The sequence below is a fragment of the Roseofilum sp. Guam genome (assembly GCF_017746735.1).
GTDB lineage: Bacteria > Cyanobacteriota > Cyanobacteriia > Cyanobacteriales > Desertifilaceae > Roseofilum > Roseofilum reptotaenium.
Genome location: NZ_JAGHZN010000068.1, coordinates 1 through 20,070, shown reverse-complemented (window position 1 = coordinate 20,070; position 20,070 = coordinate 1). Strand labels below are relative to the sequence as shown.

At 44.1% G+C, this 20,070-nt stretch carries 16 protein-coding genes; 13 read left to right on the top strand and 3 right to left on the bottom strand.

All coding sequences use genetic code 11. The features are described from left to right. Nucleotides 1-2,572, bottom strand: a 2,572-nt coding sequence (locus J7529_RS21895; RefSeq protein WP_318730735.1) for a filamentous hemagglutinin N-terminal domain-containing protein, incomplete at its 3' end; no start/stop codon positions are given. A gap of 372 nt (nucleotides 2,573-2,944) precedes the next feature. Between J7529_RS21895 and J7529_RS21890 the strand changes: the two genes are divergently transcribed. From J7529_RS21890 to J7529_RS21855, 8 genes are all read left to right on the top strand, one after another. Beyond that, on the top strand, nucleotides 2,945-5,374 hold the full coding sequence (locus tag J7529_RS21890) for a cache domain-containing protein (RefSeq protein ID WP_318730734.1): 2,430 nt from the start codon (nucleotides 2,945-2,947) through the stop codon (nucleotides 5,372-5,374). After that, the gene (locus J7529_RS21885) at nucleotides 5,371-5,631 is read left to right on the top strand and encodes a hypothetical protein (RefSeq protein WP_318730733.1); all 261 of its coding nucleotides are present in this window, start codon (nucleotides 5,371-5,373) and stop codon (nucleotides 5,629-5,631) included. Before J7529_RS21890 ends, J7529_RS21885 begins: the two co-directional genes overlap by 4 nt. Nucleotides 5,632-5,675: 44 nt before the next feature. Then, nucleotides 5,676-7,064, top strand: coding sequence for an asparagine--tRNA ligase (gene asnS / locus J7529_RS21880; protein WP_318730732.1), 1,389 nt, complete (start codon nucleotides 5,676-5,678; stop codon nucleotides 7,062-7,064). 69 nt (nucleotides 7,065-7,133) lie between these two features. Beyond that, nucleotides 7,134-7,811 (top strand): phosphoribosyltransferase, encoded by a 678-nt coding sequence (locus tag J7529_RS21875; RefSeq protein ID WP_318730731.1) that lies wholly within the window; start codon nucleotides 7,134-7,136, stop codon nucleotides 7,809-7,811. A 39-nt stretch (nucleotides 7,812-7,850) separates the two neighbouring features. Further along, nucleotides 7,851-8,204 carry a zinc ribbon domain-containing protein gene (locus J7529_RS21870; RefSeq protein WP_271939989.1) on the top strand — a complete coding sequence of 118 codons (354 nt, stop codon included), beginning with the start codon at nucleotides 7,851-7,853 and terminating at the stop codon, nucleotides 8,202-8,204. Between the two features lie 238 nt (nucleotides 8,205-8,442). Beyond that, a complete protein-coding gene (gene sodN, locus J7529_RS21865; RefSeq protein ID WP_318730730.1) occupies nucleotides 8,443-8,925 on the top strand; it encodes a superoxide dismutase, Ni in 483 nt (160 codons plus the stop codon). 252 nt (nucleotides 8,926-9,177) lie between these two features. Continuing rightward, complete coding sequence (gene sodX / locus J7529_RS21860) at nucleotides 9,178-9,507, top strand: nickel-type superoxide dismutase maturation protease (protein ID WP_318730729.1); 330 nt, start codon at nucleotides 9,178-9,180, stop codon at nucleotides 9,505-9,507. An 86-nt stretch (nucleotides 9,508-9,593) separates the two neighbouring features. Further along, nucleotides 9,594-10,070, top strand: coding sequence for a single-stranded DNA-binding protein (locus J7529_RS21855; protein WP_318730728.1), 477 nt, complete (start codon nucleotides 9,594-9,596; stop codon nucleotides 10,068-10,070). 82 nt (nucleotides 10,071-10,152) lie between these two features. On the opposite strand, the gene lipB is transcribed toward J7529_RS21855, so the two are convergent. Beyond that, nucleotides 10,153-10,815 (bottom strand): lipoyl(octanoyl) transferase LipB, encoded by a 663-nt coding sequence (gene lipB / locus J7529_RS21850; RefSeq protein ID WP_318730727.1) that lies wholly within the window; start codon nucleotides 10,813-10,815, stop codon nucleotides 10,153-10,155. Nucleotides 10,816-11,080: 265 nt separating this feature from the next. Here lipB and hpf point away from each other — a divergent pair, with 265 nt between their 5' ends. Then, the gene (gene hpf, locus J7529_RS21845) at nucleotides 11,081-11,728 is read left to right on the top strand and encodes a ribosome hibernation-promoting factor, HPF/YfiA family (RefSeq protein WP_318730726.1); all 648 of its coding nucleotides are present in this window, start codon (nucleotides 11,081-11,083) and stop codon (nucleotides 11,726-11,728) included. 76 nt (nucleotides 11,729-11,804) lie between these two features. On the opposite strand, the gene J7529_RS21840 is transcribed toward hpf, so the two are convergent. Beyond that, entirely contained in the window at nucleotides 11,805-13,970 is a 2,166-nt protein-coding gene (locus J7529_RS21840) for a hypothetical protein (RefSeq protein ID WP_318730725.1), read from the bottom strand. Between the two features lie 312 nt (nucleotides 13,971-14,282). Here J7529_RS21840 and J7529_RS21835 point away from each other — a divergent pair, with 312 nt between their 5' ends. The 4 genes from J7529_RS21835 (at nucleotide 14,283) to J7529_RS21820 (ending at nucleotide 19,758) form a co-directional block, all read left to right on the top strand. Further along, entirely contained in the window at nucleotides 14,283-14,906 is a 624-nt protein-coding gene (locus J7529_RS21835; protein ID WP_318730724.1) for a Uma2 family endonuclease, read from the top strand. Between the two features lie 112 nt (nucleotides 14,907-15,018). Then, nucleotides 15,019-15,384: a hypothetical protein gene (locus J7529_RS21830; protein ID WP_318730723.1), complete on the top strand. Its 366-nt coding sequence runs from the start codon at nucleotides 15,019-15,021 to the stop codon at nucleotides 15,382-15,384. Nucleotides 15,385-15,463: 79 nt separating this feature from the next. Further along, the gene (locus tag J7529_RS21825) at nucleotides 15,464-18,199 is read left to right on the top strand and encodes a CBS domain-containing protein (protein WP_318730722.1); all 2,736 of its coding nucleotides are present in this window, start codon (nucleotides 15,464-15,466) and stop codon (nucleotides 18,197-18,199) included. Between the two features lie 437 nt (nucleotides 18,200-18,636). Then, nucleotides 18,637-19,758 (top strand): ThiF family adenylyltransferase, encoded by a 1,122-nt coding sequence (locus J7529_RS21820; RefSeq protein ID WP_318730721.1) that lies wholly within the window; start codon nucleotides 18,637-18,639, stop codon nucleotides 19,756-19,758. The last annotated feature ends 312 nt before the right edge of the window (nucleotides 19,759-20,070 follow it).

Genomic DNA, 20,070 nt, shown 5'->3' with positions numbered 1-20,070 from the left:
CTCCTGTTGGAGGTTGTTCTCCTGTTGGAGGTTGTTCTCCTGTTGGAGGTTGTTCTCCTGTTGGAGGTTGTTCTCCTGTCGGAGGTTGTTCTCCTGTCGGAGGTTGTTCTCCTGTCGGAGGTTGTTCTCCTGTCGGAGGTTGTTCTCCTGTTGGAGGTTGCTCTCCTGTTGGAGGTTGTTCTCCTGTTGGAGGTTGCTCTGCAGTGGGGGGAGCAGTAGGATCGCTGGGAGGGACTTCTGGGGGACTGGTTGTTGGGTCTGTTGTTGGGTTGGTTGTAGTCGTGATGATTTGAATATTCTCTGTATCCTGGGTATGAGGTTCTAGATATTCATTAGTAATACGGATCGTTGATTCTATCCCCGTGCCTCTGGTAATCGCGCCTGCTGTACCATTGGTGGTGGCATCGCCAACAATAAAAGGAGTTGTGCCATTTCCACCATGGGTAATGGCGATACTTCCACCAACGGTGTCTCCAACGGTGGAAATACTGGCAGTTTCACTATTGCTTGCGCTGAATGTTCCGGTAACGCGGACAAAACCATCAGCCGTGAGGTTAACATTTCCTCCGGTGGTTAACCCTTCGGTATTGATTGAGGTTACTTCTATATTTTGGGAACTGTTTAAAGTAACATTTCCTCCATTACTGGTAGTGCTAGAAGTATTAATACTACCCAGGGAGATTGTGCGATCAGCAGTTATATTGACTGCACCGCCACTGGTGGTGATATCTTCAGTGGTAATCTGATTGGCGATCGCACGAAACTGACCCCCTTCTGTATTCAGCACTGTATTCACATCGATGTTTGGAGTATCTGCTGCCGTTGCACCACCGAGTAAAATATCTCCTCCGCTGGTACTAATGTTCTGATTAACGGTAATAGAAGAGTTGGTTGATGCAGTGCTATTTTTGAGGGAAACTAAGCCTCCCCCTGTACTCAGTGGAGCATTAATGTTAATGGTGGGAGCATCAAGGGTAAGATTGCCATTATTGGTGGTGATGCTTTCCGCAACATCTATAGAGGTTCCAGCTTCAGCAGAGAGTCCAATAGATTCAAAGGTCATATTAACTGCTGCACTGAAGGTGATATTTTCACTCGCTTGCAAGGTGACGTTGGTTTCTGCACTATTAATAGCACTTACGTTGATTCGGGTAATACTTTCGCTAGGATTCAGGTCAGTATCACTAAATTGATTTACATCTTCTAGGTTACTGGTGTCTCCTCCTTCAGGAACCACGGTAATATTGGTCGGATCAAGCAGTAGCGTTCCTATTTTTCCTTGAGGTGCAGTCGTGTCTACTTCTCCTTGGTAACTTAAAAATGATTGACCGGAAACTTCGACAAATCCGCCATTCCCAGAATTTTCTCCTCCTCTGGCACTAATTTGACCTGAAAATTGGGTGGTGTCGTCGCTCCAGATGACAATATTTCCCCCATCTCCATTGAGGAGCGCATCGGCATTGATGATGCTGTTTTCATTCACTAGGGTAAATTCGCTGTTGGGAAGGGGGCCGTTTCCTTGGAATGAACCGCCAATGTTGATGATTCCACCGCCTTGGTTTCCGGAAGCATTAATCTGAGCATCGATGATGCCAACGCGATCGCCTAAAATATTTATATTTCCGCCGGTTATACTAGAAGTATCGAGGGTTCCGGAGGCGATCGCTACTCCCGATCTATCTGGAAGCGCGATCCCCGATCCGCTTAACACCACCTGTCCCTGGGAATTGACAGTTAAACTTTTGGCATGATCCAGTTTACTGCTGGTCAACAGTTCAGGAAGTGTTAACGGGGTAATTGCTTGAGAGTTGCTATTTTGCGAGTTCACAGGCAGATCTAAACTTAATAGATGGCCGTCTTGGGAGATCCGCACCGAATTGTGTCCCGGAACCGCAGCGATCGTAATACGTCCCCTTGGTGCGGATAGGGTTCCAAAATTAAGCGTATTACCACCAATTAAACCTAGCGTTTGCTGTTCATTAACTTGTAAATCACCCAGATTAACAATGCTTCCAGGATTTGCCCCCTCAAATTTAAATTCCGCAGGTGTTCCTGTTAAGGTACTCCAATCATTAGAACCCACTATATTAAACCATTGATCTATTCCTAATCCTATTGAAGTTGCTGTAGTCGCATAAAAGTCTGCGGGCACATTTAAACTAGAATTTGGGCCAAATAGAATACCCGCAGGATTGATCAAATAGAGGTTAGCCGTACTATTACTCAGTTGAATTAATCCATTAATCACGGAAGGATCTCCACCAACCACACGACCCAAAATATTTTGGATATCCGGTTGAGCTATAAAGTTAGCAATTTGTCCCTGGGTTAATCCAAATTGTTGGAAACTATGGAAGAGGTTTTGCCCAGCTTGCGTTCCGCCTTGAATATTAAACTGTTCATTATTCCCTGGAGAAACAATAGTCCCTACCCCATCTTGTGCCGGAATAATCGATTGAGCGAAAGCTGGCGAAGCGAATCCACCACTGAAATATATCAAGGTACTCGCCACTAGAGAATAAACCCACCCATATTTCCCGCTAGCTAGACTCTTATTAATAAGTATGTTCATACTTCCCCATTCCCAGGATCATAATTGTTTGAAGTAAAATAATCTATCTTTTTTGATGAAAGCAAGAGAGAGACGATAGAGATTAGTAGACTATTTTCATCTATGATAGCTTTTTTCTGACCACAAGATCTTAATAATGATTTAATAATCTTCACCTTTTTTTCACACTAGTGAGCTAAAATAGCTAGATGGTACTGATGTTTGAGTTGCGATTGAGCCTGAGTAGAAGGCGATCTCTGATACATCTCGACTTAGAAGATGGTCTTCAATATACGTCGTAAATTATTTATTTTGACCTATATTCTCCGTATTTTAATGCTGACCAGACTATCCACTATTTTGACTGTTAAAAATAATATTTTTTAGATTTTTATGAAACACATTTTTTTGAATTATAATCAGAAGATTTTTCCTAAATTTTTCTCCCTGTCCACCCAACTCCGATACAGCCTGATTCTGGTCGGTGTTGTTAGTGTGTTGACTACAGGCAGTATCCTCGGATACCTGAGTTTTAAATCTGAGCTAAAAAAGAATCAAGAGTTACAACAAAAACGTTCAGAATCAGCAGCCAATCAAATCAATAACTACCTAGATAATATCCAGAGAAAATTGGGATATTTATCAATAACTAGAGGGTTGACAAATTTAGATATTAAAGCCCAACAAAATTTACTAGAAGGATTGATTCGTCATAACCATGCCTATAAATCTGTCGCCATTATCGATCGTTACGGTAAAGTAATTAATTTAGCCTTTATCAATCCAGAAAAAGAAATATACCTGGGACAAGATATGAGTAACTCTCCGATTTTCAAGTACTCCTTTAAGAAAAACGATCGGTATCTCACTTCTGTCCATATTAATCAAAAAAATGGTCTACCTCAAACTATTTTATCTGTTCCCATTCGCAATGAAGAAGATCGAATTGATGGTGTTCTGATAGCTGAAATTGATTTAAGTTTTCTTGGATTGATAGTTGCTAATACTACGGTAGGAAAAACGGGCTATGCCTATATTTTAGACGAGCGTAATATCATTGTTGCTAAAACAGGAATGATGAAAGAAAATTTTGAGTTTCAACATATTTCCAATCCGGATTTGTTAAAGTACCTTTTTCCTCAGCAGAAGACTCAACTCAATATTTATTCAGGATTGTACGATCAAAAAGTCTTAGGTGCGACTACTGCTATTCCTAGTATGCAATGGAAGTTAGTCGTTGAGTTACCAGTAAATGAAGCTTATGCACCGATCGCCAGAATGTTATGGATTACCAGTATATCTTTGTTCATTATTACACTTGTTTCTATGGCGATTGGATTTTATCGTGCCCATCGCATTCTCTCTCCACTCAAGAATTTGACAGAAGCAGCCCTGGAAATTCGCAAAGGAAATTTTGATACCAAAGTCGAAATTGTAGAATCGGATGAATTAGGGCTTTTAGCTACCGCATTTAATCAAATGACAGCTCAAGTAGGAAAGTTATTTAAAGTCTTGGAGGCAGAGAAAACTTTTGTTTCCACTATTCTAGATACCGCTGGATCTTTGGTTATTGTTTTAGATGATCGAGGCAGAATTGTGCGATTTAACCGTGCTTGCGAACAAACCACACTGTATTCTTTTAAAGAAGTTAAGAATCGTTTCTTTTGGGAGATATTCGTAGCCGATGATGATAAACAACTGGCTCAATCGAACTTTAGTCAATTTCAGAACCAGTGTTTTGATGCTCAACGGTCAAATTTACAATTTCCGATTCAATATGAGAGTTCTTGGATAACCAAAGATAAACGCTTACGGCAAATCGCTTGGTCGGATACCGTATTACTTGACGATCGAGGCTATATTCAATATGTGATTAGTACAGGAACGGATATTAGCGATCGCAAAGCCGCAGAAGAAGAACTCAAACAAGCAAAAGAATCCGCAGAAGTCGCACTGAAAAACCTACGAGCCACTCAAAGCCAACTGATTCAAGCTGAAAAAATGTCCGGCTTAGGTCAATTGGTAGCGGGAATTGCCCATGAAATCAATAATCCGATTAATTTTATCCATGGCAATATTTTACCGGCAGAAACTTATGCACAAGATCTATTAAGTTTAATTGAATTATACCAAAAACATTATCCAGATCCCTCAACTGAAATCACACAACTGATAGAAGAGATAGAATTAGAATTTATATTTCCTGATTTTCGGAAGATTTTATCCTCCATGAAATCAGGCTCGGAACGAATTCGAGAAATTGTTGATTCACTCCGAAACTTTTCCCGTCTGGATGAAGATGGAATTAAGGAGGTTGATGTGCATGAAGGAATTGAGAATAGTTTGTTGATTTTGCAAAACAATCTAAAAGGAAAATTAGAACAAAAAGAAGTAAAGGTAATTAAGAAATATGGAGAGCTGCCTAAAATCGAATGTTATCCAGGGCAATTAAATCAGGTTTTTATGAATATTTTAGCCAATGGCATTGATGCTCTAGAAAATTGCCGAACGATCTCCTCTGAGTCTGACGAGGGAAAGTTGCCAACTTTAACTATTAGCACTTCCTTATGCAGTCCAGATCGGGTGATGATTACAATCGCTGATAATGGTCCAGGGATATCTGCTTCCATCAGAGAACAATTGTTTAATCCCTTTTTTACGACTAAACCCGTGGGTCAAGGAACCGGTTTAGGCTTGTCCATTAGTTATCAAATTGTGGTGGAACGACATAGAGGAAGCTTATCTTGTATGTCTGAAGTCGGAGGGGGAGCAGAGTTTCAGATTGCACTTCCGATTTCCCAGGGTGTATCGAGAAAAAATTGACGACTCTCTCAGGAAGCCTCAGTAAAAATACAGCGCTTCGCGCGGTAATGGGTAATGGGAAAACCATTTTTTACGCTATAGAAGAACTAGACTTCTATCCAGACATACCCAGGTTGACTGTCGTCAAACCTTTATATCCCGACAGGTGTTATCCCTTTTTCCGATATTCTCCAGATGAAATAGAGTTAGCCTTACTCCAAATCTCCTTACCCAGCTCTTTAGCGATCGCCTCCTCATCTCCCTATCCCCCATACTGATAGGTGATAGGTAAGATATTGAAGAGATTAAGGTAAACCAGTTTATGACCACAAAGCGCATTGCGGAAATTCTGCGTCAAGGAAACCCAGACGATCGCCTAACGATCCAAGGATGGGTACGGACGAAACGAGAACTGAAGGCATTTTCGTTTATGGAAGTCAATGATGGTTCCTGTTTGGCGAATTTGCAAGTGGTTCTGGATCAGGAGATGGCTGATTACGATCGGGTGCTGAAGTCTTTGAGTACCGGCGCATCGGTGGAAGTGGAAGGGGTTTTAGTGGCTTCTCCCGCGAAGGGACAACGGGTAGAGCTGAAAGCGGAAACGGTAGTGGTGTATGGGGAAGCAGATGAGAATTATCCCTTACAGAAGAAGCGCCACTCCTTTGAGTTCTTAAGAACGATCGCCCATTGGCGATCGCGAACTAATACGTTAGGGGCGGTTTTCCGCGTCCGTAATGCCTGTGCAGCAGCCGTTCATGAGTTTTTTCAACAACGGGGCTTTTTGTGGATGCACACGCCCATTATCACGGGGAATGATTGTGAAGGTGCGGGTGAATTGTTGGCAGTGACGAGCTTGGATCTGAAAAATGTGCCCCACACGAAAGAGCAAACGGTGGATTATTCCCAAGACTTTTTTGGCAAACCGGCCTATCTTACGGTCAGTGGACAATTGGAAGCTGAAGTGATGGCTATGGCCTTTGGGAATGTGTATACCTTTGGCCCCACGTTTCGGGCGGAGAACTCGAATACCTCGCGCCATTTGGCTGAGTTTTGGATGATTGAACCGGAAATGGCCTTTTGCGATCTAGAGGGCAATATGGATTTAGCCGAACAGTTTTTGCAGTTCGTGTTTAAGTCAGTCTTGGAGAAGTGCCCGGAGGATATGGAGTTTTTTAACCAACGGATTGATAACACGGTGTTGGCGACAGCAGATAATATTATTAACAATCAGTTTGAGCGGGTCACGTATACGGAAGCGATCGCCCTTTTGGAAAAAGCGCCGGATAAGTTTGAGTTTCCCGTAGAGTGGGGGTTAGACCTGCAATCGGAACATGAGCGCTATCTTGCCGAGAAATTATTTAAAAAGCCAGTAATTGTCACCGATTATCCCATTGAAATTAAGGCTTTTTATATGCGCGTCGGCGATGATGGTAAAACGGTTCGGGCGATGGATGTCCTTGCGCCCAATATTGGCGAGATTATTGGCGGTTCGCAACGGGAAGAGCGCTTAGATATCCTGGAAAATCGGATGCGATCGCATGGCATTAATCCAGAAGAGTTATGGTGGTATTTAGATTTGCGGCGCTTTGGTACGGTTCCCCATGCCGGTTTTGGATTAGGCTTTGAACGGTTGGTGCAGTTTATGACGGGAATGGGCAATATTCGGGATGTGATTCCCTTCCCCCGCGCTCCTCTGAGTTTGGACTTTTAAGTCAGGACTTGCCAAACGAGTTGGATTGTTTATGATTGTGGCTAATTGCACTTTGGCAACTTCTATGCTATGAGCAACATCATCCTCCCGTTCCGCGATCGCCAAGATGCGGGTGAACAGTTGGCGATCGCGATTAAACCGGAAATTGAGCAGTGGCAAGCTAACTTGAATCACTCAGGAAGAGTAATTGTTTATGCTCTTCCCAGAGGAGGATTACCCGTAGCTAAACCCATTGCTCAGGCTCTCTACTGTCCCTTAGCTGTAATTGTAGCTAAAAAAATCACCAGTGCTAACAACCAAGAATTAGCTGTAGGTGCGGTCACAGCCTGCGGTCAAGTGGTATGGTCCACCTTATCTGAAGAAGAAAGTCAAAGCAGAACGTGGCAAAGTCGGCAAGCCGTTGCCCAGCAAAGGGCCCAAGAACAGTTAGCCACTTTATCTCCCCACTGTCCTACGGTTAATCCTCAAGGGGCGATCGCCATTTTAGTGGATGATGGTATGGCCACGGGGATGACCATGGCTGTAGCAATTTTAGCGACCCGTGCCCGCTGTCCTGCTCAAATTTGGGTGGTAACCCCTGTTGCTCCCGTAGGTTTAGAGCAGCAGTTAGGACACTGGTGCGATCGAATGATGATTTTAGCGACCCCCGATCCCTTTTTAAGTGTAAGTCGGTTTTATACTCAATTTGAACAAGTTGAAATGTCAGAGGCGATCGCCTGTTTGATGACTCAATCTGAATGGTTATAGTGCTATGCGCTGGTAATGGGTATATAGGTAATAGGAATTATGGTTAAATGTCCTCGATGTAAACAGGCGATCGCTTCTGATGCAGTCAGTTGTCCCCACTGTCAGTTTATCCTTAAAGCCCATGGTCATCCGGGTATTCCCCTCCACCGTTCCCAAGGAGAAGGCTATCTTTGCGACACTTGCATCTATCATGCTGATGATACCTGTGATTTTCCTCAACGGCCAACTGCTAAGGATTGCACTTTATACCATAATCAAGAACAACCCCTTGTTCCTGAATCGAGGGGACAGTATAGAGGAGGGAGTTGGCGATGGCGATCGTGGTTTCAAAAAAACTCTATTTGGATTATCCTCTTAGCCCTATTGATTGTCAGCTTATGGCTATCGATTTAATCCCCATTCCTCTCTAGCGTTTTTGGTTATCCAAATCACCAATGATCGCCTTACTTCGTCATTCTTTAACCTATCGATAAAAACGAGAGAGGTGAATAGCCATTTCCATGACTCATCCTAACACATACAGACATAAATCTTTACATCTGTTCACCTTCACTCATTCCAACAAAGTTTCAATTAATGATCCATACAATGGTAAAATTTAGGGGTCTATAGATTGAAGGGAATTGTGTTCATGCACTTCTTCAAAACGATTGCTACCCAAGTAAAAACTTGGTTTCCAGCTCCTGCTGTTCATGCTCATTGTGATGGACCTTGTGGTGTGTATGATCCTGCATCAGCTAGAATTGCGGCTGAAGCAGTTTTATCCATGACCAAGAAAATTCTGGATTTGCAACCTCCAGCCCCTGACGATGCCAAAGCAATGGCAGCGTATAACAATACGCTCTCTCGCTATATTCAAATCAAAGAAGAGCAAGCGCACTTAGCAAAGACAGAACTGTTAGTTTTATGGACAGATTACTTTAAACCCGTTCATTTAGAGCAGTTTCCTGATTTACACACCAAATTTTGGAACATTGCTAAGTTGTGTTCTGCTTGCAAAGTGGAAGTTAGCCTACAACACTCCAATGAGTTAATGGATGCCATCAAAGAGATCCAAGAAATTTTCTGGGCTACCAAAAATCGGACTGATGTTCCTTGGTATAAAGCCAGCTAAACATCCCGTACCTTATTCCCCAATCTCAGCGAAGTAGATTAGGGGAATGGGATTACAGTAGAAATGACGACGTTTAAGGCAATACCTTCGCCAAAACTAAAAATGTCTGGATTGGTAGGTTGGATTTAATGAAGTGAAACCCAACCTACAAGAAAATAGCGAAGGTATTGTTAAAGGAAAAACAGTTTATCCATTACTAATTACCTTTCTGCCACACGAAGCGCTATGCCTCAAATCCGAGACAGTAACCTTGTGGATATATTACTTTGGTTATTGAGGCAGAGGCAGCGTTTTCGTGTTGAAGGCATTTCCATGTTGCCTGTGTTGCAACCGGGAGATGAAGTTTTGGTTGATAGACAGGCGTATCGATATGAGCGACCCTCCGTAAACGATGTTGTTGTGATTTGGTCTCCTCAGCAACCCGATTTGCGTCTTATCAAACGGGTCATTTCTATCGATCAAAGTGGAGCTTGTTTTGTACAAGGTGATAATCGATCGTGTAGTACAGATAGTTGGAGTTTTGGATGGGTCGAACCGCAATGTCTTGTTGGTCGGGTCACCAGTCGATTCTTGAACGACTAATCTGAGCCGTTGGGGTTTCAGCAGATCGCCGAGTTTAGGGAATATTCGCTAAAATTGTGCTGATGATGAATTTTTCTTCAAGTTAAATGAATAGTTGCATTTTAATGGCCCAGATTGTCCAAGATCCTCAACTGCGCTATACGCCAGATGAGACAGCGGTAACAGAGATGTTAGTCCAGTTCGCGGCAACGAAGGCAGAAGATCCCCCCCATACGTTAAAGGTGGTGGGATGGGGAAACTTAGCGACGGAAATTGCCCAAGGGTATCATCAAGGGGATCGGGTGATTCTTCAGGGTAGCCTGAGAATGAATACGTTCGATCGCCCAGAAGGATTTAAGGAAAAACGGGCAGAGTTGATCGTTTCCCGTATCCATAATGTCCATGGGGAACCCGTAGCAACTCAGCCTTTAGCAACTGTGGGGGCAACTGCCAGCGTCCAGGATAACGTCATTCCTATGTCTACTCCTGCTTCAGCATCTCCTCGTCCCCAACCCACTCCAGCTCCGGTTGCGCCACCCCCTGCGAATATTCAACCCTTGGAAGAAGATGAAATTCCATTTTAGGGAATAGGTAATAGGGAATAGGGAATAGGAAATAGGCAATAGGGAACAAGCGATCTCCGTGTCCCCCTATCCCCCCATTCGCCTATCTCATCACCAGGGATACCTGAAAGACTTGGGCAAAGATCTCTGGGAGGGTTTGGCGGATATCGGTGAGGGAAATGTGGGGAGCGAATTGCGCTAGAGTCCCGACGGGGCGATCGCCAATTCCACAAGGAACGATCGCCTTAAAGCCTTCGAGATCGGGATTGACGTTGAGGGAGAAGCCATGCATGGTAATCCAACGACTGACCTTAATGCCGATCGCCCCCACTTTATACCCATTGAGCCAAACCCCAGTTAAACCCGGAATGCGATCGGCTCTTAAGCCATAAACCCGAAGCGTCTCAATTAAAACCGTTTCTAATTGCCGCAGATACCAATGGAGATCCCGTTGATAGTAGGTTAAATTCAAAATTGGATAGCCCACCAATTGACCGGGACAGTGATAGGTGACCTCGCCTCCCCGTTCGACGCGATGGAGTTCTGCTGGGGGGCGATCCGGATCGAATTTGAGAAAGTCTAGGGTGGCTCCTCGTCCCAGAGTATAGACGGGAGGATGTTCGAGCAACACTAACACATCTTCTAACTCAGGATTCTCTCGCCGTTCGGCCACCAGTTCTTGCTGCCATTGCCATGTCCTTTCATAGGGCAGCAGTCCCAGTTGCCAAACCTGACAGCCGCGAGCTGCGATCGCCTCTAATCCCATAATCTATTGCCTATTGCTAGAGTGCTGATCGCCTCTTCCTTCGCACTACTCATCTCAAAAATTGGGTTAATTTTAACATAAGTTTAGAAAAATATCCGGTTAAAACATCAAGAATTGTCAAGGGATGCAACAGATTTTTAATGGTTGTGTTCAGCAGAATACAAAATGCTAGTGTAAACGTATAACTCCAATAGGAAGTCTCTCTTAGCCTCACACTAAGAGTCAGGCTAGCCTAAGAAAATTCGTTTAATGGGAGGAAGCTTATATGAAGCTTGTTATCCAGGGAAAAAACATTGAAATAACAGATGCAATTCGTGAATATGTTCATCAAAAAGTCGAAAAGGCTGTCAGTCATTTTGAGAATCTGACAACAGAGGTTGATGTCAATCTTTCAGTAGCTCGTAATCCCCGGATAAACCCCAAGCAGACGGCTGAAGTGACCATTTATGCTAATGGAACAGTCATTCGGTCAGAGGAGAGCAGTGAAGACCTCTACGCCAGCATAGATTTAGTGGCAGATAAGATTGCTCGACGGCTGCGTAAGTATAAGGAGAAGCGTCACAACAACAAACACAAAACCAAGGGAGAGATTGAACCCCCTGAAATTCTGGAAGACACGGAAGGGATTAGCGATCTACTGGCTAATCGTACTCCGGAACTGCCCGCAGATGTAGTCAGAACCAAGTATTTTGCCATGCCTCCGATGAGTGTGGAAGAAGCTCTTGAACAGTTGCAACTCGTGGGCCATGATTTCTTTATGTTCAGAAATGCACAAACGGGAGAAATCAATGTGATTTATGAGCGCAACCATGGCGGATATGGAGTGCTCATGCCCCGCAATGGCAATGGCCATACTCATGGTCGCAATGGTTCAACCGCTCAAGCGAATGCGCCTGTAAGCTCCAATGCTTAACTGGGATTCATGATTTGGATTAAAACGGCCCGATGGCAGAAGAGACGACACGCCTCAAATGCCATCTCGGTTGCCGTTAACCGGTTTGTTGCCAGATTTTAACACTCATGTCTTGGGAACCACTGATTAAAGTTTTCCCATCTGGACTGAAGGCAACAGCGGTTACCGGGCCTTGATGTCCCACTAGGGTATCGATTTCTTCACCGGTCTCTAGTTCCCAGAGTTTAATCGTCTGGTCATGACTACCGCTGACTAGCACTTGCCCCTCTGGGTTAAGACCGACTGCATACACAATACCTTGATGGCCAGAAAAGGTTCGCACTAACCCCCTCGTACTACAATTCCACAGTTTAATGGTGCGATCGCCACATCCACCGGCTAACATTTGAGCATCTGGTGTCAGCGCTACACTATAGAGAGCCATGGTCACTTCGAGAGTCATTTGGGGAGTATCGGCTCCCACTTGCCAAACTTGGATTAAACCGCGATGATCGTTGCGGCCGGCGATCGCCAAAACATCCCCGTCTCTGCTAAACCCTAACGAATCAATCTCATAATCGACATAATAATTGGTGCGGATCAACTCCCCGTGAGCAAAATCCCAAAATCTGAGGGAACTCTTCTCTTCCAAGGGTTCCGAACCGGCACTAACCAAGGTTTGACCATCCGCACTAATGGCAACCACCGTTGTCCAATCTTCACATTCGAGTTGTTGCAGCAGTTTCCCGCTCGTTAAGTTCCAAATTTCAATTTCTCCAGTCGCTGCTGCTAAGGTTTTCCCATCTCGACTGAGGGCAACGGAACTCACGGATAAATCCTCGGTATCCAAGGATAACCGGGTGATTTCATACGTGCTTAAATCTACCCCATTCATTTCCTGATAGCCCCCACTAACTAACCGACTACCATCGGAACTGAGGGCTAAACAAGTTACAGCGCTCGATTGCGTGAGGGTTTTCACGCATTGCCAACCTGTTTTACTTTTAACGGACTCTGGGGAAGAAACTCCTGGAGATGAAGCTTTAGGGGTTGCCGGTTGAACCGGTGCAGGGGTTTCCCACTCATCATCCTCTCCCCATTCATCGTCACGGCTCAGATCGGGTTCAAAGTCCATCTGAGATTGAAAGTCATCAAACCCTTGTTTAATCCGACTGACCCATTTTTCAGCACGTTCGGTAAAGCTTTTGACATCAGAAACCGGAGGGTCTGCGTCGATAGTCGGGGGTTCGGGCGATCGCTCTAAACAGCTTTGCACCTGGAGCAGTAGCTCCGTTTGTTGATTGAGTTGACTTTGGAGTTGGGAAAGGGCAGTTTTGGTATCAGCTTCTGGGGCTGGAGTTTGGCTCGGTAAGTGCCCGATTTCGGCTGCAACTCGATCGAGTTGGGTTTGCAGTTGGCTTAATTGGGGAAGAATGTCGCCAGGAGTTTGGGGAACGGGTAAAGATTGTAACTGTTCGTTGACGTGAACAATGGAGTTAAGTAACTCAGTTGATTGGGAACCGAGCCGTTCTAAGGTGCTTTCCAGGCTTTGGAGTTGGCTGGATGCGGTATTTAATTGGCTTAGATCCAGGCGATCGATTTGTGCTTGTAAGGCTTCTTTCCAGGTGCTGAGACTGTCCTGAAATTCACTAAAACTTTGATCCAGATGCTCTTGAAGTCTGCTATATTGACCGCGCAGTTCGGCTAGATCGCCGTCTACGTCTTGCTTAAGGGTTTTGACTTCCCCAGAGACTTCGGTTAATTGAGATTCTAGGGTTTGAAGTCTCTCTTCTGTGGGGAGGCGATCGAGCCGTTGTAGAATCTGGGCTAAGGATTCGAGAACATAATTAGATTGATTGCGAAGTTGGGCTAACTCTTCTTCCATAATCTTAAAATCTAGGGTTTCTAAAACCGATAAACGGTTCGTTAAGTTAGTTTCAACTCTACTTAGCCCTTGTTCCCACTGTCGAGGGTTGATTTCACTCCCTAGAGAAAGTAGCACTGCGCGTAAAGATTCAATCTCTTCAGACAGGGTAGCTTGCAGTTGCGGTAGATCCGTTTGTCGATCCTGCTGATACTGTGCAGCTAAACGTTGACGGTTAATTAGATTCAGAAACAGAGACAAAGACATCGGAGTGGCGACAAAAACCACTTTTTCCAGAAGCATAGCAAATCCAGCACCCACCACTGAGGCGACAATAGACACAGATTCAGCAATTTCCGTCCAATGGCGGTTTTCCACCGTTGGCTTGTTGTTCGACATAGCAAGATCCCCATTCCTGGATCTAGTGTAGTCCCTCTTGTGAAAGGGCTGAAGGGGGGATAAGATTCTGCATCGCTGACCGCACCAAATGCTACCATATGACACAAAACGCTACTTTTTGCTGCTTTTGAAACAACAGTTTAGGGTGTTTTACTTATTTTTTCAGATTTTTTTAACCTAAATATGACTGACCTTTGGTACAATCATGGCTAAGTTTCTAATGCTATCAAGGTAGTAGGGCAAGTCAGGATAACATTACCTTAAGCATAAGCGATCGCCTATAATTGATCCAGAGCGTTCTGAGGAAGAGCGATGACAGCAACTTTATCCACGGTAACCTCTCCTGAAATTATCCATCTTTCGGGTATCAGTTGGAAAACCGACGAACATCTTCTTGAAGAACTGCAAGATCGCCGTTTGCGTTTAACCTACTATCGCGGAAATTTAGAAATCTTGTCACCTTCACCAGAACACGAACTTCATAAAAAAGTAATGGGGCGTTTTGTCGAGACGCTTGCAGAAGAATTAGAAATTAATATTTATCCCCTTAGATCGACCCCATACAAGCATCCAGAGTTAAGCGGGGCAGAACCCGATGAATGTTTTTATATCCGCAATATTGCTCCCATTCGCGGCAGACGCAGATTGAGACCGGGCGATCCACCCCCTGATCTCGTCATTGAAATTGATATCACCAGCAGTTCCCGCGATCGCTTACAGGTTTATGCTTCTTTGGGAGTGCCTAAAGTTTGGATTTATGATGGCAACGCTTTAACGATCCAACAATTGCAAAATCAAGAATATATTTTCTCTGTGAATAGTCGATTTTTCTCGAATATTCCCATCCCAGAATTAGCTATATTTCTCCAACAAGCTGAAACGATTGATTATTTAGAATTAGTCAGGATGTTTCGGGATTGGCTGAAAACTATGTAGATGATGTTAGACCTCTACACTTTCATCGATTTTGAGTCAGGAGATATTTGAAATGCTTACCCAGAAATTATTAAATAGCAAGAGATGTACTTGCCTTCTTATCTTGTTAGTATTGAATATTATTGCGTCCATTCTTCACTACACAGATAATCTGATTTACTTCGATCTCTATCCGGAACCCGATTGGTTTTCTCCTTACCTAACTGATTCGATTTGGTGGTTGATGACTCCTTTGGGTATCGGAGGACTCTGGTTCTATCGGCAAAAAAAGTTTCCGCTTGCCTATATCGGCCTTTATGGTTATTCTCTGCTCAGTCAATTAACATTGGGGCATTATCTCATTGCCCCCATCTGGGATCTGTCGCTCAAAATGAATAGCCTTATTCTGATAGAATCTTTTGTCGCTATTCCTTTACTATTATTTACCCTCTGGTCACAGTTTTTTTGGCAAGAGTGGAAGCAAGCATCGTTGGATTAACCTGTACTTAATACAGGATCTGGTTACTTGTGAAATGATAGATTAGGATCGGAGATCGCTCTACCACCACCCTATTCCCATGGATTTAATTTTGTGCCATACCACCGCAGATTTTGATGCACTAGGGGCAGCAGTGGGGTTAACGCGCCTAAAACCGGGCGCTCAGGTGGTGCTGACGGGTGGATGTCATCCCACGGTGCGGGAGTTTTTAGCCTTTTATCGGGATGAGTATGCCTTAATTGAGCGCCGCTCGGTGAATGTCGAGCAAATCCGCAGTTTAATTGTAGTGGATACCCAACAGGGCGATCGCCTCGGACTAGCCGCTGATTGGTTTGCTCTACCCCATCTCGAACAGGTAGAACTCTATGACCATCATCTCGATACCGCGACTGACCTTCCGGTTACCCACTCAGTCATCGAACCGGTGGGTGCCACCACAACGCTGATTGTGGAACGGTTGCAACAGCTAGAATCTTTGGAATTAACTCCCGCAGAAGCAACCGTGATGGCTTTGGGAATTCATGTTGATACCGGTTCGCTGACCTATGATTCGAGTACTCCTAGGGATGCTTTAGCCCTCGCTTGGTTAATGACCCAAGGTGCAAGTTTATCGGTGATTGGGGAGTATGTTGAACCGGGATTATCTCCGCAATTGCAAGACTTACTCACCCTTGCCCTAGAACAATTGCATACGACCACCTGCGAGGGGTATCAATTATCCTGGGTTCTCTTACCCACCTCTGACTTTGTGCCCGGATTGTCCAGTATTGCAACTCGCCTGATGGGATTAACCCATAGTGATGCCCTATTATTTGGGTCTTGGTATGAAACCGGACAAGAAAAACGGTTAACCGTCATTGGTCGCTCTCGACAAAGATGTCGGTCTTCCTCCAATCCTCCCCTAAATCTGCATACCTTGTTTGCTCCCCTAGGAGGAGGAGGTCATGCACAAGCCGCCTCTTTGACGCTGCGAGAGCACAATATTGAAGCCACCTTTGAGGATTTGGTGCAACACCTGCAAAACCAAGTGCCCACCGCACCGACGGCACGGGAGTTGATGTCATCACCAGTGCGAACGATTCTACCAGAAACGGCGATCGCCCAAGCCCAACGAATTCTGTTACGCTATGGTCATTCTGGGTTATCTGTCGTTAATCACCAAGGGGAATTAGTGGGGATTATTTCCCGTCGCGACCTCGATATTGCCCTCCATCACGGCTTTTCCCACGCTCCCGTAAAGGGCTACATGACTCCCCATCTGAAAACCATTACCCCAGAGACCCAACTGCCGGAAATTGAGGCATTGATGGTTACCTATGATATTGGTCGCTTACCCGTATTAGAGGACGGCAATTTGGTAGGCATTGTCACTCGTAGTGATGTCTTACGCCAGTTCCATCTTCAGGAAACGGGACAGCGAGTAGGAGCGAAAATACAACTCAATCGGCTCAAGTCCTGCTATTTGCCGGAAACAATGAAGCAAATGCTACAGGAGAGTCTGACCGGGCCCTTACAGGAGCTTTTACGGCAAGCTGCCCTAGCGGCCGAGCAAAGAGGCTGGCATTTATATTTAGTTGGGGGCGGAGTACGGGATTTATTACTGGCAGATACGGAGAAAGTCATCAATCTCCAGGATGTGGATTTAGTCGTCGATGGCTATCATCGCGCTGCCCAACCGGGAGCTGGAGTGGAGTTAGCGAAAGTCTTACAGCAACACTATTCGGGCGCTCGATTGCAGATTCACGGGCAATTCCAAACGGCTGCTCTACTCTGGCACAAACATCCAGAATTAGGCAGTCTTTGGGTTGATATTGCTACGGCAAGAACCGAGTTCTATCCCTATCCAGCGGCAAATCCGGAGGTAGAAGCCAGTTCAATTCGACAAGATTTATACCGTAGAGATTTTACAATTAATGCTTTAGCCTTGAGGCTTACGCCTCCGCGCATTGGTGAAGTATTAGACTTTTTCGGTGGTATTTTAGACTTGGAGGCGCAGTTAATGCGCGTATTACACGCCAATAGCTTTATTGAAGATCCGACCCGCATTTATCGAGCGGTGCGGTTTGCCGTGCGGTTAGGATTTCGGTTAGAAGGACAAACGGAGGGCTATATTCGTTATGCGATCGCCAGTGGGGTGTACGATCTTTCTGTAGCTGAAAATAACCGAGCGCCTGCCCTGCAAACTCGGCTGAAAAATGAACTGAAGTATATTTTAGAGGCACCTTATTGGAAAAGAGCCATTCAACTCCTGGGCAATCTAGACGCACTTAAATGTATTCACTCCAGTTTAGAACTGACTCCAGAACTGTGGAAACAACTGAAGCTCGTTGACCGATGTTTACGTCGCTTTAATCCTCCTGGACTGTGCCCTCCCTGGCAACTGTTGCTTGAAGTAATGATTGCCTATCTTGCGCCAGAATACCGCTATTGGGTCGCTTCTGGGTTTCAATTGCCTGCCGAAAGTATCGAACGGTTAAAGGATTTAGAAGCAGCAAAAACCACCATTCTCTCTCTTTTACCCACCTGTGAATCCCCCAGCACTATGGTTAACGCTCTCCAGCCTTATCGCTTTTCTACCTTAATTTTAGTCATGGTGCAGAGTCCTAGAGTTTTGCGGCGAAAGATCTGGTTATATTTGTGGAAACTGGCACAAGCGAAGCCGATTTTAAATGGCAATGACTTAAAGCAGTTGGGCTATAAACCGGGTCGTCAATTCAAGGTGATTTTGGATAAACTCCTGGAGATGACATTAGATGGAGAACTGACAGACCGCGCTAGTGCTGAAGCTTTCTTGCAGAAAAATTTTCCATTATAGCGCTTGCAATATTTCTTGAAATATAGCGCGAAGCGCTAGGCAATAGGCAATAGGTAATAGCTTGTATGGCTTAGTTTCTAAGGCTTCAAGCTGTACCTCATAGAAGAGAGAAACGCTATACTCTCCTAATGTCAAGAAAGTTTAAGGAAATGTAGAAAAAGAAAAATTAAGTGCTATGTTTGCTGGAAACCAACTCTAAGGAGAAAAATTATGAATGATGTAGCGATCGTTTTTGAAGATTTAACCGAACGCATCGGTTCTCTTTCAGATGATGCCCACGACGAACCAGAAGATAAGGATAAGCCGAAGAAGAAAGGGCAATAGTCTTACTTCGATTTTCTATCATCCCTCGGCTAGGTTGCTGTTACGAATAATAATGCTTGTAAACTCAGCAATCTAGTCAGATTTAAGTTAGCTTACATTGGGAGAAAAAATAAGTGGAATGGGAACTCCCACAAATTAAGCGATCGCATCATGTCGTTGTTAATGAACAGGGAGATGTGTGCATTGGTCAAATTCCGGGATTGAGTAAAATTGTTAGAAATCCTCCCAGTTGGTTTATTCCTTTACTAGAACGTCTTGATGGTTCAAAGAGAGTTGATGATATCATTCAAGAATTGCGAAATCTAGAGTATCAGGTGACACGAGATGAGATTTTTCATATTATTCAAAGTCTGGGTCAATTTAATCTTCTTGAAGATGCTCAAAGACAATCTCAACTGCTCTCCACTGAAGAATTAGAACGATACGATCGCCAAATTTTACAATTTTCTCTCTGCGATCGCCAAGGATTACCGGGTTTTGTTTACCAAGAACAATTAAAGAACAGTACCGTTTTAATTTTGGGAGTTGGAGGATGGGGGAGTTGGATTGCGCTGCAACTGGCCTTGTTAGGAATCGGAACGTTAAGATTGGTTGACGGTGATGAGGTAGAATTATCCAACTTGAATCGTCAAGTCCTCTACGATCGCAATTCTATTGGCAAACCCAAAGTATTAGCTGCCCAAGAAAAGATTAAGGAAATCAATCCTCATGTTAATTGTGAAGTTTATGAATATTTTGTCGGTGCAGATCGTCAACAAATCGACAAGTTAGTAGAAGGAATAGATCTTATTCTTTTAGCATGGACGAACTTAGGAATTTATTGTTCAGAACCGATTACAGAAACTTTACATCAAGTTGCATTAAATAAAAAGATTCCTTTAATGGAGTTTGGAGCCGATCCCTTAGAAGTGATTGTGGGACCAATTTATTTGCAGGATGGTTCTTGTCCATCTTATTCAGAATTGCAAGGCACATTAAAACAAGCCTTTTATAGTGTAGATGAAAATATTCAAAGTTTTCAAAAAGCAGAAATCATGAGAAATTATAGAGATGGGAATAGAATCGTTAAGAATTGGCATAGTTGTCCTGCTTTATCGATTGCTTCGGGTATGGTAGCCGATCAAGCCATCAAAGTCTTAACGAATTATGATGAACCTATTTTAGTCGGTAAACGGTTTAAAATATCGCTGCGTACTTTTGAGAGTAAAATTGAATTTTTGCATTTTGACTTCTAGAGTATTGCTCTAAGTGAGCTTAATAGCGATCGCGAGATCCGAAAGTGACAGAAGAGGGATAAGTATTGCCGAGCCACATAATCGGTCTGTTTTCCTTTTTTTTCTATCTCCAGTCTCATCAATTATGACGATTCTTCCTTACCAGCAGATGCTCAGATTGGGTGAAGAATTTTGAATGAAATCTCGCTCATGCCAAAGCTAATATCAAATCCGGTTAATTGGCAATAGAATAGAGAGAGAGAGCGCTATCATCCAACCATGCCTAGACAACTGCAACTGGTTCCTCATTGAAGTACGGAGGAACTCTATCAC

Excerpts from the sequence above, each read along its gene's own strand:
- J7529_RS21890 (WP_318730734.1), top strand. The coding sequence starts at position 2,945 with ATGAAACACATTTTTTTGAATTATAATCAGAAGATTTTTCCTAAATTT.
- asnS (WP_318730732.1), top strand. The coding sequence starts at position 5,676 with ATGACCACAAAGCGCATTGCGGAAATTCTGCGTCAAGGAAACCCAGAC.
- J7529_RS21875 (WP_318730731.1), top strand. The coding sequence starts at position 7,134 with ATGAGCAACATCATCCTCCCGTTCCGCGATCGCCAAGATGCGGGTGAA.
- J7529_RS21870 (WP_271939989.1), top strand. The coding sequence starts at position 7,851 with ATGGTTAAATGTCCTCGATGTAAACAGGCGATCGCTTCTGATGCAGTC.
- sodN (WP_318730730.1), top strand. The coding sequence starts at position 8,443 with ATGCACTTCTTCAAAACGATTGCTACCCAAGTAAAAACTTGGTTTCCA.
- J7529_RS21855 (WP_318730728.1), top strand. The coding sequence starts at position 9,594 with ATGAATAGTTGCATTTTAATGGCCCAGATTGTCCAAGATCCTCAACTG.
- lipB (WP_318730727.1), bottom strand. The coding sequence starts at position 10,815 with ATGGGATTAGAGGCGATCGCAGCTCGCGGCTGTCAGGTTTGGCAACTG.
- hpf (WP_318730726.1), top strand. The coding sequence starts at position 11,081 with ATGAAGCTTGTTATCCAGGGAAAAAACATTGAAATAACAGATGCAATT.
- J7529_RS21840 (WP_318730725.1), bottom strand. The coding sequence starts at position 13,970 with ATGTCGAACAACAAGCCAACGGTGGAAAACCGCCATTGGACGGAAATT.
- J7529_RS21835 (WP_318730724.1), top strand. The coding sequence starts at position 14,283 with ATGACAGCAACTTTATCCACGGTAACCTCTCCTGAAATTATCCATCTT.
- J7529_RS21825 (WP_318730722.1), top strand. The coding sequence starts at position 15,464 with ATGGATTTAATTTTGTGCCATACCACCGCAGATTTTGATGCACTAGGG.